Here is a 16,133-nt window from a genome sequence, read left to right as displayed (position 1 = left end):
GAATACTTGATTTACGGCATCGTCATCGGCACCAGACAAATCGGCATTAGCGCGATACGAATGCTAAAGGACTTCCTTGTCTACATGCTGAACCACCAAATCGATGACACGCGGCGTGTTCTTCGATGCCAGCGCTTCGATGATCGCGCAGTGCTCCTGGTGCAGCGTGTCGCGGCTTTCCGGCACAAAGCCGTAGATTCTCCAGGCCTGTGTCCATAGTTGATGGATCTGCCTCTGCATGGCGGACAGGATAGGATTGCCAGCCAACTCGGCGACTTTGGCCTCAAAACTCAAATCCAGACCGGCGTTGTCTTCGAATTCTCCTTTTGCCGTCTGGTCCTGAGCATTTTCATCGATGAGTTCTTTCAGAGCCCGGATGCTGCCTTTGTTGGCCTTGATCGAATACGCCTCGAAGACCGCGCGCTCAACGGCGGTGCGTGCAGCGATCAACTGCTGCATGAACTCTTTGCTCACCCCTTGTGCCAGCAGCGCATTCAAGTTGTCACCACTGGTGGCAACGGCCTGCTTCTCGACAAAATAGGTGCCGCTGCCCACGCGAGTCTCAATGCGCCCGGCCGCCTCCAGAACCTTGAGCGCCTGACGGATAGACGAACGGCTCACGGAAAAACTCTCGGAGAGTTCTCGCTCGGAGGGCAGTTTGTCTCCAATCTGGAATTGGCCGCTATTCAGCAGGCTCTCAAGCTGCTGGCACACCTCTTGAAAAATGTCTGTGCGCTTGATGGGAAGCATTGAAAAACGAGGCTTGCTCATGGGGGCTCGATGCCGGACATCCAAAAATAAGGGACTCGGAACTTTACCATTCTTCAGCCAAATGGTCCGTCCACTTTCTCGTACATCGCTTTTATTTCCCCATCAATTGGGGTAAATCTGGATAAATTGGATAGTTGTCAGACCACTTTTAGTCGGATAGCATACCAATCATCCCAAGTCTTACCCGCGGCATGGTGCTGCGCGCGCAGGGCGAAACCAGGAGACAGCAGCAATGTACAGAAGCAATTTTGAGCCCGGCTCCACCCGCTGGGCGGTGCGGCGCAGCCAGTGGCGCAGCATGGGCATCCGTGAGGAGGACATGGAGAAACCCAAGATCGCCATCATCAACACCTCGAACAAACTCTCCTGCTGCTATGTCCACCTGGACGCCATCAGTGCTCTGGTCCAACAAGCCATCCGCGATGCCGGCGGGCTGGCCTTTGAAGTGCGCACGGTTGCCCCCAGCGATTTCGTCACCAGCGCGGGGAAAAAGGCTCGTTACCTCATGCCGACCCGCGATCTGATGGTCAACGAGGTGGAATGCATGATGGAGGGCGCGGTGCTGGACGGCATGATCTGTCTGTCGTCCTGCGACAAAACCACACCCGCGCACCTCATGGCGGCAGCGCGCCTGGACGTCCCTTCCCTGCTCTTGACCTGTGGTTACCAGATCGGCGGCAAGTGCTCGAACGAGAAATTCGAGGATCAGTTCTTCGACATCGACGACGTTTACGAGCAGATCGGCGCACTGGCGACCCGCACGATCACACTCAAGGACCTGACCGATATGACGGATGTGGCGATCCAGTCCCCCGGCGTCTGTGCCGGCCTGGGCACCGCCAACTCCATGCATATCGTCGCGGAAGCCATGGGCATGACGTTGCCCGGCAACTCTCCCATCTGGGCCAACGGCCGCCGCCTGAACGAATACGCACAAGCCGCGGGCCGCCAGATCGTCGAACTGACCCGCCACGGCGTCTCGGCGCGCAAGATCATTACCGAAGAAGCCATCCGCAATGCCGTCATGATGGTGCTGGCCGTTGGAGGTTCAGTCAACACGGTGCGTCACATTGCCGCCATCGCCACAGAAGCCGAACTGCCGCTGGACGTCGTAAAGCTGTATGAACACTACGGCAAGTCCATCAAGCTGCTGACGGCCGTCCGTCCCAATGGCCCGTTCCGCACCGAAGACCTGGAAGCTGCCGGTGGTACGCCCGCCGTCATGAGCCAGCTGCGCGACCATCTGCATCTCGACGCACTCACCGTGACGCGCCAGACCGTAGGCGAGAACATCCGCGACGCACGCGTCAAAGACAGCAAGATCATCCGTTCCCTGGCCGATCCGGTCAGCCTGCGGCCCGGTGTCGGCATTCTGCGCGGCAATCTGGCACCCAATGGAGCCATCGTGAAATTGTCTGCCGTGCCTGGCGAACGCGCTGAGTTCTCAGGTCCCGCCAATATCTACGAAGGCGAGGACGAAGCCATCGCGGCCCTGGGCGAAGGCCTGATCAATAAGGGCGACGTGATCGTCTTGCGAAACATGGGCCCCAGCGGTGGCCCCGGCACAGTATTCGCCTGCAGCTTTGTGGCAGCCCTCAATGGCGCCGGCATCGCCGAATACGTAGCAGTCGTCACCGACGGTGAATTGTCCGGCTTGAACCGAGGCATCATCGTCGGCCAATTGATGCCGGAATCAGCTGCCGGCGGCCCGCTCGCCGTAGTCAGGCAAGGCGAAACCATCCATATCGACTTCGTCAACCGCAAGATCGACATGGGCGTGGCGCAGGACGAGATCGCCCGGCGCCTGAGCGAATGGCGCCCCCGCGAACTCGAACTCGGCGGCGGCAACAACACCTATCTCTTGCAGTACGCCCAACTCGTGCAGCCCATCGAACAGGGCGCGGTGCTCGGCAAACGCAAGGTACACGCACATACCTCTTGATCCCCGGCCAATGCCCTGACCCTGATCAGGGCGCCACACCGGCCAACACATAACAACGGCACACGGAGACAGCCCATCATGTCTACGCAGACAGAGGCACAAAAGTCCAGGAAAGCGGGTCTGGCAGCATTCATCGGCACCGTCCTGGAATGGTATGACTTCATCATCTATGGCACCGCGGCAGCTATCGTACTGAACAAAATTTTCTTTCCGAACAGCGATCCGCTAGTCGGTACCCTCGCCGCTTTCGCAACCTATGCAGTGGGATTTCTCGCTCGCCCACTGGGCGGACTCGTACTCGGCTACCTGGGTGATAAGGTCGGCAGAAAGACCGTTCTGGTACTGACGCTGTTCCTCATGGGCGGCGCCACCACCGCCATCGGTCTATTGCCCGGCTATGACAGCATCGGCCTATGGGCTCCCGCATTGCTGGTGTTGATGCGGCTGATCCAGGGTTTTGGCGCAGGCGGAGAATATGCGGGTGCCGTAGTCTTGTCCGTGGAGCACGCGCAGAAAGGCAAGCGCGGTGCAGCCGGCGCCTGGGCCCCTCTGGGCTTTGCCGCGGCGACGCTGCTCGCCAACGCGGTGTTCTTTTTCTTTCTGAACACCTTGAGCGAAGCGCAATTCATGGCCTGGGGATGGCGCATTCCGTTCTTGCTCGGCGCCGTCTGCGTACTGGTCGGCTACCTGATCCGGCGCAACATCGAGGAACCGCCCGCCTTTGAGAAAGCCCAGCAATCGCAGCAAACAAAGAAGATCGGCCTGCTCTCGGCCATCAAGCATCATCCACGCAGCTTCTTTATCGTCATCGGCTCGCGCATGGGCGAGAACGGCTTTGCCTATCTCTATCCGGTGTTTTGCGTGTCGTACATGGTGACCACGCTCAAGATGGAAAAGTCGATGGCATTGTGGGCCGTCATCATTGCATCGGCTATCCAGCTCGTGACGATTCCGTTCTACGGTGCGCTGTCCGATCGCATCGGCCGCAAGAAAGTCTATCTGGGCGGCATCATTGTCTCTGTGCTGTGGTTGGCGCCCTTTTTCATGCTGCTGGATGTGCAGGCTTTCTGGGCCGTGGTGCTGGGCTTTGCGGTCGGCCTCGGTATCGCCTACCCGGCCATGCTATCGCCACAGGCTGCCTGGTACGCAGAACTCTTCGACACGGAATTCCGGCTGGCAGGTTTCGCCTTTTCACGTGAACTCGGCTCGTTGCTGGCTGGCGGCCTGGCGCCCTTTATCGCGACAGCGCTCTACACCTATTATCAGCATTGGTGGCCTATCGTGGTCTACATGGGCGGTATGGGTATTCTGACCCTGATCGCGCTCGCACTAGGGCCTGAAACTGTGCACAAGAACATCGATTAACGCAGAGGCAGCCGCCGTCAACTGCGGCTCGCACCGATGAAGGAGACAGCATGGACAGCAACAACACTGATTTCCCCGCCTGGCATCTCGAAAGCCGCTACGACGCCGTACCCGACCTGCCCGTCCTGGCAGAGGTCGATGTGCTGGTGGTGGGCGGCGGCGCCGCCGGCGTAGCTGCCGCGACAACGGCTGCCGAACATGGCAAACGCACCTTGGTGATCGAACGCTACGGATTTTTTGGCGGCGCGGCCGTGGCCGGTATGTCAGGGACGATCTGCGGCATGTATCTGGCGAGCGACGCTCACACCGAACCCCGTCAGGTCGTCCAAGGATTCACTGAACGTTTTCGCGCGGAGCTGGCCCGCCGCAACGGCGTCACGGCACCGCAACGCTATGGCAAGACCTGGACCGTGACCCACGATCCGCTTATGTGGAGCGAAACGGCGGATCAACTCGTTGAGGAGGCCGGTGCCAAAACGCTGTTCCATACCAGCGTGACAGGCGTCATCATGGAACAAGACGCTTGCACTGGCGTAGTCATCGAATCGGCCGCAGGGCGCTCTGTCATCCTGGCCAAGCGCATCATCGATGCGTCTGGCGATGCCGCGGTCATTGCGCGCGCTGGTTACGCTTATGTCTTCGGTGACCATGGAAAAATCCAGAATCCGACGATGTTCTTCAGACTCGGCCAGATCGACATGCCACGATTTCTGGCCTATTGGGGCGAAGATACCATCAACCCGCCCAAGGTCAGCGAAGCGATCGAGCAGGCCGACGCTGCTGGCCGCTACGCACTGCCTCGTAAAAAAATCTGGATCTTCCCGACTACCCGGCCTGGCGAATTGCTGGTCAATGCAACCCGGCTGACGGCCCGTGATGGTCATATGCTGAATGTCATCGACCCAGAAGACTTCACCGAGGCCGAAATCACCGGACGCCGCCAAGTCCGTGAATATGCCGCCTTTCTCGCCGACAACATTCCCGGCTGCGAGGCGAGTTACGTCGTCAACACCGGTACGCAAGTCGGTGTGCGCCAGACCCGCAGCATCGTGGGTGTGGAGACATTGACCAACGACGATGTGCTGTCCTGCCGCAAGCGCGACGATGGTATCTGCAAAGTGCCATGGCCGATCGAACTGCACGCGGGTGAAAAACCCAAGCTGCATTGGCTGCTGGATGACTACTACGAAGTGCCCTATCTGGCGCTGGTACCCGAACAAGGCGAAAACCTGATCGTGGCCGGCCGCTGCCTGAGCGCCGAGCACGAGGCGTTGGCCTCGGCACGCGTTACTGCACAGTGCTTCGAGTATGGCCGAGCCGCCGCCGTCGCGGCCATACTGTCGCTGGATAGCGGCCGACGCCTGCGTGATATTCCGGGACAGGAAGTCCGCACGGCCATGCAGGCACTGGGAAGCGCGCTATAAGGGCCAGACGCCGAAAAGACACTCTCGTTTCGGTGTCACAAAGAGCGCCACATCGTGGCTTGTGTGCGCATGATCAGGTATCTACTCCGGCAACGGAACCCCGGCCTCCCATTCGCCCGCCAATTTTTGCCCCACGGCAAGCTGGGCGGGCGTGAGCTGCGACGCGACCTCATTCCTGAACCGCTGATAGTCCTCGCTCGGGTTTCTCTGTGCAGCCAAGAGCGCGCACACATAAGCAAGCACTTGATTTTGCTGAACGCCGTAGCCGCCCAGATAAGCGGCACCTAGCGAATACAGCCCGTTGGCATGGCCTTGTTCTGCTGACTTGCGATACCACATAACGGCCTGAGGGTAATCCTGGGCAACCCCGTTTCCATCTTGATATAGGGTACCGAGGTTGTGTTGCGCGACGGCGTTTCCCTGCTCGGCAGCTTTATGAAACCACGCTGCCGCTTGCTGATCGTCCTGCAAGACGCCGAGTCCGTCGTGGTACATCATCCCCAGATTGGCCTGTGCCTGGGCATTCCCCTGCTCTGCCGCTTTTCGATACCACCCCAGGGCCTGCTGATAGTCTTTCGGGACACCCATGCCTTCTCCATAGATCAGCCCCAGACTACCTTGAGCATCGATATATCCTTGCTCTGCAGCCTTTCTGAACCACACGATGGCTTGTGCATAGTCCTGTGAAACACCGTCGCCATTGGCATACATCACCCCCAGGTTGTACTGACCGTTTGCATAGCCTTGCTCCGCCGATTTACGGAACCATGACACCGCTTGCACATAATCCGATGGCACTCCTTTGCCATTGGTATACATGACTCCCAGTTCGTACTGCGCACGAGCGCTACCTCGCTCCGCGGCTGCGTTGAGCCACTTGAAAGCCTCTCTGTGATCACTTGGTGCCCCTCGCTGACCCGCCAGGTAGCGCAGCCCGACTTCATACTGTGCGTCGACATCCCCGTGGGCAGCCATCTTCCGCAACGCATCAAACGGCAGAGGACTCCACTGAACTTCACTGGCCAACACAGTGGCGGAAAACACGGCATAGACCAGGCCGAGCACAATGGCACGTAGCATCTCGCAAACCCTCTTGTTGATGTAACTTTATATCTTGGTGCGACGGCGAGAAGCGACGGATTTTGGGCGACGCCCTCGCCCAGCGAAAACGCGATACCGCGGCCGAGCCAGCCGCGAAAAGGAAAGCGACCTAGCCTCGCCTTCCGCAACAACCGCCCTCCCGAGCCGTTTTCTTTTGTCTATCGAGTTGATGTGCTGCCAACTCCAACATCGATCGTGCCGTACATCTCCACACTCCCCTCCGTCTGTCCTGCTTCATTCTTATGAGCGCAGCCTGCCAGGCCAACCATCAGCATTGCGACGGCAACAAAGCGGGGAAGGTTTCCAGAAATCATGCGGGCCTCCTAATACTGCTCTGATGCTTCATTCTATGCCATCTCACCCCGGCTCTAGGGCAGCGCTGCTGTCGCGTAGCGCACGACGGTCTCGGTGTACCGATCACTGAACAGTAACCTCACACGCAACAAAAAACCCGCGCCTCATTACGAGAATCGCGGGTCTGATGTGTACTACTTCAACTAATCTTTGGTGCCGACGGCGAGACTCGAACTCGCACAGCTTTCGCCACTACCCCCTCAAGATAGCGTGTCTACCAATTCCACCACGTCGGCTTACCTAATTCCTGGAAAGGTATGTAACCATCCCAGAAAAGTCCGGCATTCTAGCATGAATTCGATGCCTCAGCCAATGAGGTTGAGGCATCGAATGTCGCGCGTTATTGAGCGGGCTTCTGCTCTGCGGGTTGCGCAGGCTTGGCAGGCTCTTCCGAAGGTGCCGGTGCAGCAGGCTTTTCAGCCTCGGGCTTGCTCTCGGCAGGCGTTTGCGCAGCAGGGGCCGGCGTCTCAGCGGCGGGCTTGTCGGCAGGCGCAGCAGGAGCGGCAGGCACGTCAGCAGGCGGTGCAGATTGAGGCTGCGCAGCACCCGGTGCGGCAGGGGCAGACGGCACGGAAGCGTCAGGCTGTGCCGGCGCCGACGATTGCGGCACAGACGAGCCGTTGTTCGAGCCCGGAACTTGCGGGACGGAACGATCAGCCGGGAAATTCTGCATCACGCCGGAGTCGACAGCGCTCGGCGACGATGAGCCCTTGTGGCTGACATAGGCCAGGCCCAAGGTCGTGGCAAAGAACACCACGGCCGCCCACTTGGTCGTGCGCGACAGAAAGTTAGCTGCCCCGGTGGCGCCGAACAGGCTGCCGGCAGACCCGCTGCCGAAAGCCGAACCCATGTCGGCGCCCTTGCCCTGCTGCAGCAGGACCAGGACAATGATCGCCAGGGCGGACAGCACCTGCACGACCAGCAAGATGGTGAGTGTCAAAGACATTAAAGAGACTCCGGAAACTTAGGCTGCGGCAATGCGCAGGAATTCTTCGGCCACCAACGAAGCGCCACCAACCAGCGCGCCATCGATGTCCGGCATAGCAAACAAGGTGGCAGCATTGGCGGCCTTGACGCTGCCGCCGTACAGCACTCGAACCTGCCCCGCCCCCAGGCCACGCAGGGCGATGCGAATCGCGCCGTGGACTTCTTGGGCCTGTTCGGGAGTGGCGCTCAGGCCCGTGCCGATGGCCCACACGGGCTCATAGGCCAGCACCATACGCGACAAGGCATCGACGCCCAGCGCCAGGATCGGCTCGAGTTGACGCTCGATCACACCCAGCGTATTGCCGCCCTCGCGGTCAGCCAGCGATTCGCCGACGCACACCACCGGCGTCAGGCCAGCGTCCAAGGCGGCACGCGCCTTGTCGGCAACGACTTGGTCGGTTTCACCGTGCAGAGTACGGCGCTCGGAATGGCCTGCCAGCGCCAGACGGCAACCGAAGTCTTTCAGCATGGAGCCGGAGACTTCGCCCGTGTAGGCGCCTTTGGAGTGCGCGCTGATGTCTTGCGCACCCCAGGATACTGCGCTGCCGGTCAGGACGGAAGCCGCCTGAGCCAGGTACGGGAACGGCACGCAAACGCCAATTTCGCAGTGCGAAGCCGGATCGGCGGCACGCAGGGCTTCGAGCAGTGCGGCGTTCTCGGCCAGGTTGCCGTGCATCTTCCAGTTGCCCAGCACGAGACGGGCGCGGTTCTCAACAGTGGTCATGGCGCAAAATCGGAATAAGGGCAACCCGGACAAAATCCGGGTCAAACCCAAGATTGTATCCTGTTTACCGGAAATTACGCTGCGCTATGAAAGCGGACGTTACACCGTCAGGATAATTTTGCCGATGTTCTCGCCGGCTTCCATCATGGCATGGGCGGCGGAGGCCTGCTCCAGAGGGAATGTGGCATGAACAATGGGCTTGATACTGCCCTGCTCCAGTAGCGGCCAGGCTCGCGCACGCAACGATTTGGCAATGGCGCCCTTGAATGCCACAGGACGCGGACGCAGCGTGGAACCGGTCAAGGTCAGTCGGCGACGCAAGATCTGGTTGCCATCGACTTCGCTGCGAGCGCCGCCCAGCAAGGCGATCACCACGATACGGCCGTCATCGGCCAAACACTTCATGTCGCGATTGATGTAATCGCCCGCCACCATGTCGAGAATCACGTTGACGCCTGCGCCATCCGTCGCATCACGGACGACTTGTACGAAGTCCTCTGTTTTGTAGTTGATGCCCCTGGCCGCCCCCAGCGCTTCGACAGCGCGAGCGCGGTCGTCACTGCCTACCGTGGCATAGACAGGGTTGCCCATTGCGCGCGCCAGCTGGATCGCCGTAGTGCCGATGCCGCTCGCACCGCCATGCACCAGCAGCGACTCACCCTCTTGCAGCGCGCCGCGGTCAAACACATTGCTCCACACGGTGAAATAGGTTTCGGGCAGGCCGGCGGCTTCGATCTCGGACAGTCCCTTGGGGACAGGCAGGCACTGCACCGCCGGAGCGACGCAATATTCGGCGTAGCCGCCGCCTGCGACCAGCGCGCAGACTTTGTCGCCGATCGCAAATCCGCCAGCGGCCGCGTCGCCGCCTACGATTTCACCGGCGACCTCCAGGCCCGGCAGGTCCGAGGCCCCCGGCGGCGGCGCGTAGTTGCCTTTGCGTTGGAACACGTCGGGGCGATTGACGCCAGCCGCCGCAACCTTGATCAATACCTCGCCCGCGCCGGGCTCCGGCACCGGGCGATCGACCGGAACTAGCACCTCTGGACCACCGGGTTGAGATATTTCTATGGCTCGCATCGTGCGCCTCCTCGATTAAATAGATTATTATTGCGCCCTTTACGGAAGTTCCAAACTGGTTACGCGGCATCAATGTCCGCAGCTTGGACTTTCTAGCTGAGGTATCATCCGCAGCTGCGAAACAGGAAGCGTGGCAGAGTGGTCGATTGCACCGGTCTTGAAAACCGGCAACGGGCAACCGTTCGTGAGTTCGAATCTCACCGCTTCCGCCAAATGCGTTGCACCCATGGCGAAATTGGTAGACGCAAGGGACTTAAAATCCCTCGCCGCAAGGCGTGCCGGTTCGATTCCGGCTGGGTGCACCAATAGCCAAAAAGGCGGCCGAGGCCGCCTTTTTAACGTACTGCAAACGTCCTAATAATTATTTATCGACCTGCATCAGGCTGCTCGTTGCTGCTTTTCCCAGAATGGATGTGCAAGTCGCCCAGCATCGTTCCGGCCGGCAGCACGAAACGCATCACGCCTTCCGATTGACCGGGATTCTCGGCCAGGACCTCCTGACCGTTGACCTCGACTCGCAGACCGGGATCCTTGATCCGTACATCTTGATATTTCAATTTATTGTTAAGCAATGCACGGCATGCTGCTCTGCAACATTTGATAAAGACCTGGTTCTGCCTGATGCGCTACCATGGTGTTCGTCTACAGCCTATTTCTATGCATGGACACATACATCGACAAAATCGGCCAGTTCATTCAAGCCAATCAGGATTGGGCTGGGCCCATCACATTTCTGCTCACACTTGGTGAGTCACTGATCATTGTTGGCCTGGTCATTCCCGCCACGGCGCTGATGCTCTTGACTGGTGGCTTGATCGGGGCGGGTACGCTATCGCCCTGGAACGTATTGGCCTGGGGGATTGCAGGGGCCATCGTGGGCGACGCCCTGTCGTATGGTCTGGGCCGCTGGTTGGGCCCGAGCATGCTGCGCCGCTGGCCGTTCAATACGCAACGCACGGCTGTGGCACGTGCACGCCTGTTTTTCTCGCGTTACGGTTTTGCTTCGGTGCTGATCGGCCGTTTCTTGGGGCCGATACGTTCGACCATTCCGACAGTGGCAGGCATCATGGGCATGAAACACGCCCGTTTTCAGTTGGCGAATGTCTTATCCGCGGTGGTCTGGCTACCTTTGATGCTGGCCCCGGGCTTCATCACGGCGCGCAGCGTCGGCGCGATGCAGGACTCCCAAATGGGGCTGATTATCGGTACCGCAGCGTCCGTCCTGCTAGGTGTCGGGCTATTGGTCGGCTTTATGCGTAAACGTCAGCAACCGGAACGCGCCCGCGCCCGCCGCGGGTGAGCATCGCTCGCCCCTCTTGAACGAATCCAGGGCCTGCTTTACGACACAATGCTGTCCGACGCTCCTGGTGCAAATGGGCACCCTCCCAATCCGCCCATAGAGATAGACAGCGCATTAGGGCCATTCCTGCCCTCTGAGCCGTCTATCGGTTCACATCCTCAGCTATCCGACAACGTACTTTTTATCGCATCGCGCCATTAGCCCGCCGGCGCATCATTTGCATGAGCACCGCCCGCCTGCACCATATCGACGAGAAAATCGGGGTCCGGGTCGCACGGTAGCGTTGCATCATCGGACCGTACGATTTAAAGGTCAGGCAGCTTAATACGAATGGACTCACCTTCGGCGATTTCACTGGCGAGTTCGCACATTTGCGTGAAACGTGGGCACTGGGTTGCGACATCGAAATACGCAGAGTGGCGCGCTTTGTCTTGCCTTTCATGAGAGCCTCTTACTAGGGGAAACAACACGGGTGATTCACACGAGGCAACCGCCGCAATCGGCGCTGCCTGCCCTAAATGCCGCAAAGGTATACGCGGCGCGCTATGGTTATGCCTGCTTCCTCGGCCGTCTATCGGTTTTACGCCATTTACTATCGGAAAAACGCGCTTTTTTATCCCGTCGCGAGGATTGTCCATTAATATGTAAACATTCATTACACATGAGCCCAGATGATCTCGTCTCTATTTTCCCAAGTGCCATTCGAACAGTATCGGATCGTCGATACCGCAGACCCCGATGAGGCGCGACAACAGATAGGTGAGGTACTCAACTCCTATCGACTGAAAGTCAATAGCGGGCGGATTCTCCACAGCCGGCTGGACCTGGTTCCTTGCGGACGTCTGTCATTGCTCAAGAGCAGGCATGGGTACGGGGCGGACATCAGCATTGATCCCGATTGTCACGGCCTGGACGGCTATTACCTGCTCGTGCTACCCACGCAGGGGCACGCGGAGTTTCATTTCGACGGACGCCGCATAGAGGTTTCGCCCAATAAAGCTTTCCTCATCAGCCCCGACAAGCGCTTTTACTTCAGAGTCAGCCACGATTACGAACAAGTCCTGCTGCGTCTGGACCGCCCGGCCATCGCCGACGCCTGGCAACGTCTGACGGGACAAGACCAAGCGCCCGACATCTGCTTCGATGCGGTCATGCCCTTGCATACGGCTGGCTGGCAGGCGCTGATGCCCATGCTGCAATGGGTGGTGCGATGCTCGGGCCTGGGCCTGGGTCAGAACACCACCCAGGCAGCCTTGCTGGCCCAAACCGAGATGCTGGTGGCCACCACTCTGCTACTGCACCAACCACACAGCATGGCAGAGCATCTCTGGCCTGCACCACCGCCCTCCCTGCCCCAGGCCATCCGACGCGCGCAAGCCTATATGCTTGAACATCAGGGCGAACGCCTGCCGGTGGCCATGGTCGCCAGTCATTGCGGCCTGTCAGCCAGGCGCTTGCAAGCCTTGTTCCAGAGTGAATGCGGACAGTCGCCATTGCAATGGCTGCGTATGCAGCGTCTGCAATCGATCCGACAGACCTTGTTGCAAGCCGATGATGCGAGCAACATCAGTGAAATAGCAACACGCTTTGGCTTTACCCACCTGGGCGAGTTTTCGCAGGCGTACCGTCAGGCTTTCGGCGAAACACCCCAACAAACACGCGGCAGATAACCGGATCGGATTATCGGGACGGTCGCATCCGTATTACTCGGCGTCGGACTGCTGGTGGCATTTATGCGCAAGCGTCAGCAGCCGGAACGCACCCGCTCCCGACGCTCCTGAAAGGTTTTAGGAATCCCTGCAGCGGCAACGCCGCTACGCAACGGATCCTCTGGCAGCGCCTGCGCCAGCAACGCTCGGGCGGCAAGCAACCGAGACAGATCTATACCCGTGTGGTATCCCATGCTCTCAAGCATGAAAACCAGATCTTCGGTAACGATGTTGCCCGATGCGCCGGGCGCAAACGGACACCCCCCTAGCCCGCCCAAGCAAGAATCGAAACTGCGGATGCCTTCGGTCAGACCCGCCAGCGCGTTCGCTAGGCCTAGTCCCATCGTATCGTGCAAGTGCAGCTTAGTCAGCTTCGCTCCGATGGCGTCTTGCGTCGCTCGTACGACATCTCGCACCTGTGCAGGGTGGGCGTAGCCCACGGTGTCAGCCAACGCGATTTCGTCGACGCCGGTACGTACGACTGCCTGAGCTACCGACGCGACTCGCGCAGCAGGCACGACACCTTCGAGGGAACATCCAAAGGCCGTCGCCACTGCCGCGTCAATACGCATGGGGCGTGGTTGTTGACGTACCCATTCAACAATGGCGGCCATCATCGCTATCTGTGCGTCAGTACCTTTACCTACATTCGCATGACTATGCGTCTCGCTCACCGAGATGGGAAACGCAAGTACATGCGCTCCCGCCTCGTACGCAGCCATCGCGCCTCTGAGATTGCACGCCAGCGCGCACACCGTCAGGCCTTCGACCTCTAACGCCTGGTGCAGCACAATGCCGGTGTCGGCCATCTGCGGCACCAGTTTGGGTGACACAAAACTGCCGACCTCGATTTCATGCAAGCCCGCCTCAGCCAGTTGCCGTACCCAGCGCACCTTGTCGGCGGTGGGCATCATGCCTTTGGCCATTTGCAGCCCGTCTCGCGGGCCGACTTCGCAAAGCCTGACGTGTTGCGTCATGGATCCATTCTCCTTATTGCACCGAGATACCCGCGCTCTCGATCGTCTTGCGCGCCTTGGCGATGTCCGCTTGAATCAAGTCCGCGAACGCGTCTCTGGACATGGGATTTGTTTCGAGACCTTGTGATGCCAAAGCATCCTTTACGTCTTTACGCGCCAAGAGTTTGTTGAAATCCGTGTTCAGGCGCGACAACACCGCCGCTGGCGTTTTAGCCGGGGCCAACACGCCGTAGAACGTCACTACGTTGAAATTGGGGTAGCCCAATTCCGCGACCGTCGGCACATTCGGCAGTGCGGGATTACGTTTCGGGGAAGTCACCGCCAGTGCTCTCACTTTGCCCGACTGAATCAATGTGGCTGCCGAGGAAATCGACGAGCCGGCAAACTGTAAGTGTCCTCCCATTAAATCAGCCAATGCGGGCGACGATCCCTTGTAGGGAACATGCTGCATTTTGAAGCCCGCCTCGTGTTGCAACATCTCCATGGCGATGTGTACGCCGCCACCGGTTCCGGATGTTCCGTAAGCGATCGTGCCCGGAGATTTTTTGGCGGCAGCGATGACTTCCGGCAACGCTTTATACGGAGACTTATCCGACACTAACAACACCATGGGTGTCGTCGCCACCAGGGCGACAGGCGCCAAGTCCTTGACCGGATCATAGGCAACCTTCATCAACAACGGGATCAACGTGACATTGTCCGATTGGCCGATGACCAAGTCATATCCCTCTGCCGGCGCACGTGCGGCCTCGGCCAAACCCAACGCCGTACCGGCGCCAGGCTTGTTTTCTGGCACGATATCCCAGCCGTTTAATTCGTGAAGCTTGTTTCCCATCAATCTACCGATGTAGTCGGTCCCCCCACCCGGGGTCGAGGGAATAATGATGCGTATCGGTTTGGTGGGATAGTCTTGCGCGTGCACCATGCAAGCAGCCGCCATCGCAGCCACCGCGAACAGTTTGCGGATCATGAGGTTTGTCTCCTTTGTTGTGGACGCTTGCCGTCGCGCCGTATTTGATCGATAGCGCGGCGTGAGCTTCGTTCGACGGTATCAGTCCGTCTCGGTCTCTACACAGGCGCGGTTGCGTGCGCTCATGTAATCACTCCGGATGCGCGCAACGCCTCGATACGCGCGGCATCCAGACCTAGTTCTTGCAGGATCGTCTGCGTATCGCCCCCTTGAGCCGGTGGATCAAAACGCTTGCCCACTTTACGGCCATCGAACTCGATAGGGAGCGCCGCTGTCGAGACCTGACTGCCATCCGGCAATTGCGTATCGAGCAACGCCCCGCCCGCCTTCAAATGCTCATCGTCCAACAGCTCATGAGGCTGGCGTATGGGTCCATACGAGAGATGGGCGGCCTCCAACGCCGCACATAGCTCGTCGGTCTTCCACTTTTTCAGAATAGCCGCAACGCCCGGCACCAACCAAGATCGAGCCGCCTCGCGGTCGACGGCCGTCGCTAGACGAGGATCTGCTGCCCACTCGGATGGCAGGAATTTCTGCGAAAAGCTGCGCCATTGCGCATCGCTGACGACAGCTACGAATACACGGCCATCGGCCGTCTCGAAAATGTCGTAGACGCCCCATGGCGGCTTGCGCTCAGAGGCAAAAGGCTTTGGGGCATGGCCCGTCAATTGATACTGGGCAATGAACTGTGCCACTAGCAACAGGTTATTTTCAAACAAACCCGAACGCACGTGCCTGCCTCGTCCTGTGCGATGACGATCATGCAACGCGGCTAACGCGCCCACCACACCAAACGTTCCACCCAGGATATCGTTGGCCGACGGCGCCACCCGCTGAGGCGCGTCTGTGCCACCGTTGATGTACGCCAGACCGCCCATCATCTGCACGACCTCATCCAATGCGGTACGGTGCTTGTAGGGTCCCGATAAAAAGCCCTTTAGCGAAACATAAATCAGCCCCGGATTCTCGGCAGACAGCGACTCGTAGTCCAGCCCATATTGCGCCAGACTGCCATCACGAAAATTTTCCACCAGCATGTCAGCCTGTAGCGCCAGTTGGCAAACGACGGCTTGACCCTCAGGATGTTTCAGATCAATCGAAAGGCTTTTCTTATTGCGATTGAAAACCGGAAAATAGCCAATGCCGGATCCTTTCAAGCGGCGCGTGCGATCGCCATCGATCGGCTCCACTTTGATGACCTCAGCCCCCAGATCCGCCAATGACAAGCCCGTGGCCGGCCCCATGATCATGTGTGAAAGTTCCAATACCTTAATGCCACGTAGCGGCAGTTCGGCGTGATCCATAAAAGCGGACCCCGGTGCTGCGGTCATTGATGTCTCCTGCTTGCCTGCTGAACAACCCCAAGGCGGCATACGGAAACCATCAGAATGCCGCCACCAACGAATCATCTTTTAATGATCATCGGGGCAGG

At 59.2% G+C, this 16,133-nt stretch carries 13 protein-coding genes, 3 tRNA genes and 1 pseudogene; 7 read left to right on the top strand and 10 right to left on the bottom strand.

Translation table 11 applies throughout. The features are described 5' to 3' along the window. Window positions 1-63: 63 nt before the first annotated feature. Window positions 64-771, bottom strand: a complete 708-nt coding sequence (locus ACYVI2_RS14405) for a FadR/GntR family transcriptional regulator (protein WP_415821352.1) — start codon at window positions 769-771, stop codon at window positions 64-66. A 232-nt stretch (window positions 772-1,003) separates the two neighbouring features. Between ACYVI2_RS14405 and ilvD the strand changes: the two genes are divergently transcribed. From ilvD to ACYVI2_RS14390, 3 genes are all read left to right on the top strand, one after another. After that, window positions 1,004-2,713, top strand: coding sequence for a dihydroxy-acid dehydratase (ilvD, locus tag ACYVI2_RS14400; RefSeq protein ID WP_415821353.1), 1,710 nt, complete (start codon window positions 1,004-1,006; stop codon window positions 2,711-2,713). Between the two features lie 78 nt (window positions 2,714-2,791). Then, window positions 2,792-4,078: an MFS transporter gene (locus ACYVI2_RS14395; protein WP_415821355.1), complete on the top strand. Its 1,287-nt coding sequence runs from the start codon at window positions 2,792-2,794 to the stop codon at window positions 4,076-4,078. Window positions 4,079-4,128: 50 nt separating this feature from the next. Continuing rightward, window positions 4,129-5,502: an FAD-dependent oxidoreductase gene (locus ACYVI2_RS14390; protein ID WP_415821356.1), complete on the top strand. Its 1,374-nt coding sequence runs from the start codon at window positions 4,129-4,131 to the stop codon at window positions 5,500-5,502. Window positions 5,503-5,583: 81 nt separating this feature from the next. Here ACYVI2_RS14390 and ACYVI2_RS14385 read toward each other — a convergent pair whose 3' ends face one another. From ACYVI2_RS14385 to ACYVI2_RS14365, 5 genes and pseudogenes are all read right to left on the bottom strand, one after another. Then, window positions 5,584-6,582 (bottom strand): tetratricopeptide repeat protein, encoded by a 999-nt coding sequence (locus ACYVI2_RS14385; RefSeq protein WP_415821357.1) that lies wholly within the window; start codon window positions 6,580-6,582, stop codon window positions 5,584-5,586. Between the two features lie 526 nt (window positions 6,583-7,108). After that, window positions 7,109-7,193 (bottom strand) — tRNA-Leu (locus tag ACYVI2_RS14380). A gap of 278 nt (window positions 7,194-7,471) precedes the next feature. Continuing rightward, window positions 7,472-7,903 (bottom strand): annotated as a pseudogene (secG, locus tag ACYVI2_RS14375) (preprotein translocase subunit SecG); the annotation flags it as partial. An 18-nt stretch (window positions 7,904-7,921) separates the two neighbouring features. Continuing rightward, window positions 7,922-8,668 (bottom strand): triose-phosphate isomerase, encoded by a 747-nt coding sequence (gene tpiA / locus ACYVI2_RS14370; RefSeq protein WP_415821360.1) that lies wholly within the window; start codon window positions 8,666-8,668, stop codon window positions 7,922-7,924. 99 nt (window positions 8,669-8,767) lie between these two features. Beyond that, window positions 8,768-9,745, bottom strand: a complete 978-nt coding sequence (locus ACYVI2_RS14365) for an NAD(P)H-quinone oxidoreductase (RefSeq protein ID WP_415821362.1) — start codon at window positions 9,743-9,745, stop codon at window positions 8,768-8,770. A gap of 124 nt (window positions 9,746-9,869) precedes the next feature. Here ACYVI2_RS14365 and ACYVI2_RS14360 point away from each other — a divergent pair. Then, window positions 9,870-9,957: transfer RNA gene (locus ACYVI2_RS14360), tRNA-Ser, on the top strand. Between the two features lie 8 nt (window positions 9,958-9,965). Next, a tRNA-Leu gene (locus ACYVI2_RS14355) sits at window positions 9,966-10,050 on the top strand. Between the two features lie 60 nt (window positions 10,051-10,110). Here the strand turns inward: ACYVI2_RS14355 and ACYVI2_RS14350 are convergent. Then, window positions 10,111-10,302, bottom strand: coding sequence for a hypothetical protein (locus ACYVI2_RS14350; RefSeq protein ID WP_415821364.1), 192 nt, complete (start codon window positions 10,300-10,302; stop codon window positions 10,111-10,113). A gap of 104 nt (window positions 10,303-10,406) precedes the next feature. On the opposite strand from ACYVI2_RS14350, the gene ACYVI2_RS14345 reads away from it, so the two are divergent. Beyond that, on the top strand, window positions 10,407-11,045 hold the full coding sequence (locus tag ACYVI2_RS14345) for a DedA family protein (RefSeq protein ID WP_415821365.1): 639 nt from the start codon (window positions 10,407-10,409) through the stop codon (window positions 11,043-11,045). A 671-nt stretch (window positions 11,046-11,716) separates the two neighbouring features. Then, on the top strand, window positions 11,717-12,715 hold the full coding sequence (locus ACYVI2_RS14340; RefSeq protein ID WP_415821366.1) for an AraC-like ligand-binding domain-containing protein: 999 nt from the start codon (window positions 11,717-11,719) through the stop codon (window positions 12,713-12,715). A gap of 74 nt (window positions 12,716-12,789) precedes the next feature. On the opposite strand, the gene ACYVI2_RS14335 is transcribed toward ACYVI2_RS14340, so the two are convergent. From ACYVI2_RS14335 to ACYVI2_RS14325, 3 genes are all read right to left on the bottom strand, one after another. Beyond that, the gene (locus tag ACYVI2_RS14335) at window positions 12,790-13,731 is read right to left on the bottom strand and encodes a hydroxymethylglutaryl-CoA lyase (RefSeq protein ID WP_415821367.1); all 942 of its coding nucleotides are present in this window, start codon (window positions 13,729-13,731) and stop codon (window positions 12,790-12,792) included. A gap of 13 nt (window positions 13,732-13,744) precedes the next feature. Then, window positions 13,745-14,701, bottom strand: coding sequence for a Bug family tripartite tricarboxylate transporter substrate binding protein (locus ACYVI2_RS14330; RefSeq protein WP_415821369.1), 957 nt, complete (start codon window positions 14,699-14,701; stop codon window positions 13,745-13,747). A 122-nt stretch (window positions 14,702-14,823) separates the two neighbouring features. Next, window positions 14,824-16,032: a CaiB/BaiF CoA transferase family protein gene (locus ACYVI2_RS14325; RefSeq protein WP_415821371.1), complete on the bottom strand. Its 1,209-nt coding sequence runs from the start codon at window positions 16,030-16,032 to the stop codon at window positions 14,824-14,826. Window positions 16,033-16,133: the final 101 nt, after the last annotated feature.

The sequence above is a fragment of the Bordetella tumbae genome (genome assembly GCF_054780995.1).
The sequence above is the reverse complement of the archived record's forward strand: the minus strand, read 5'-3'. Positions and strand labels throughout refer to the sequence as shown.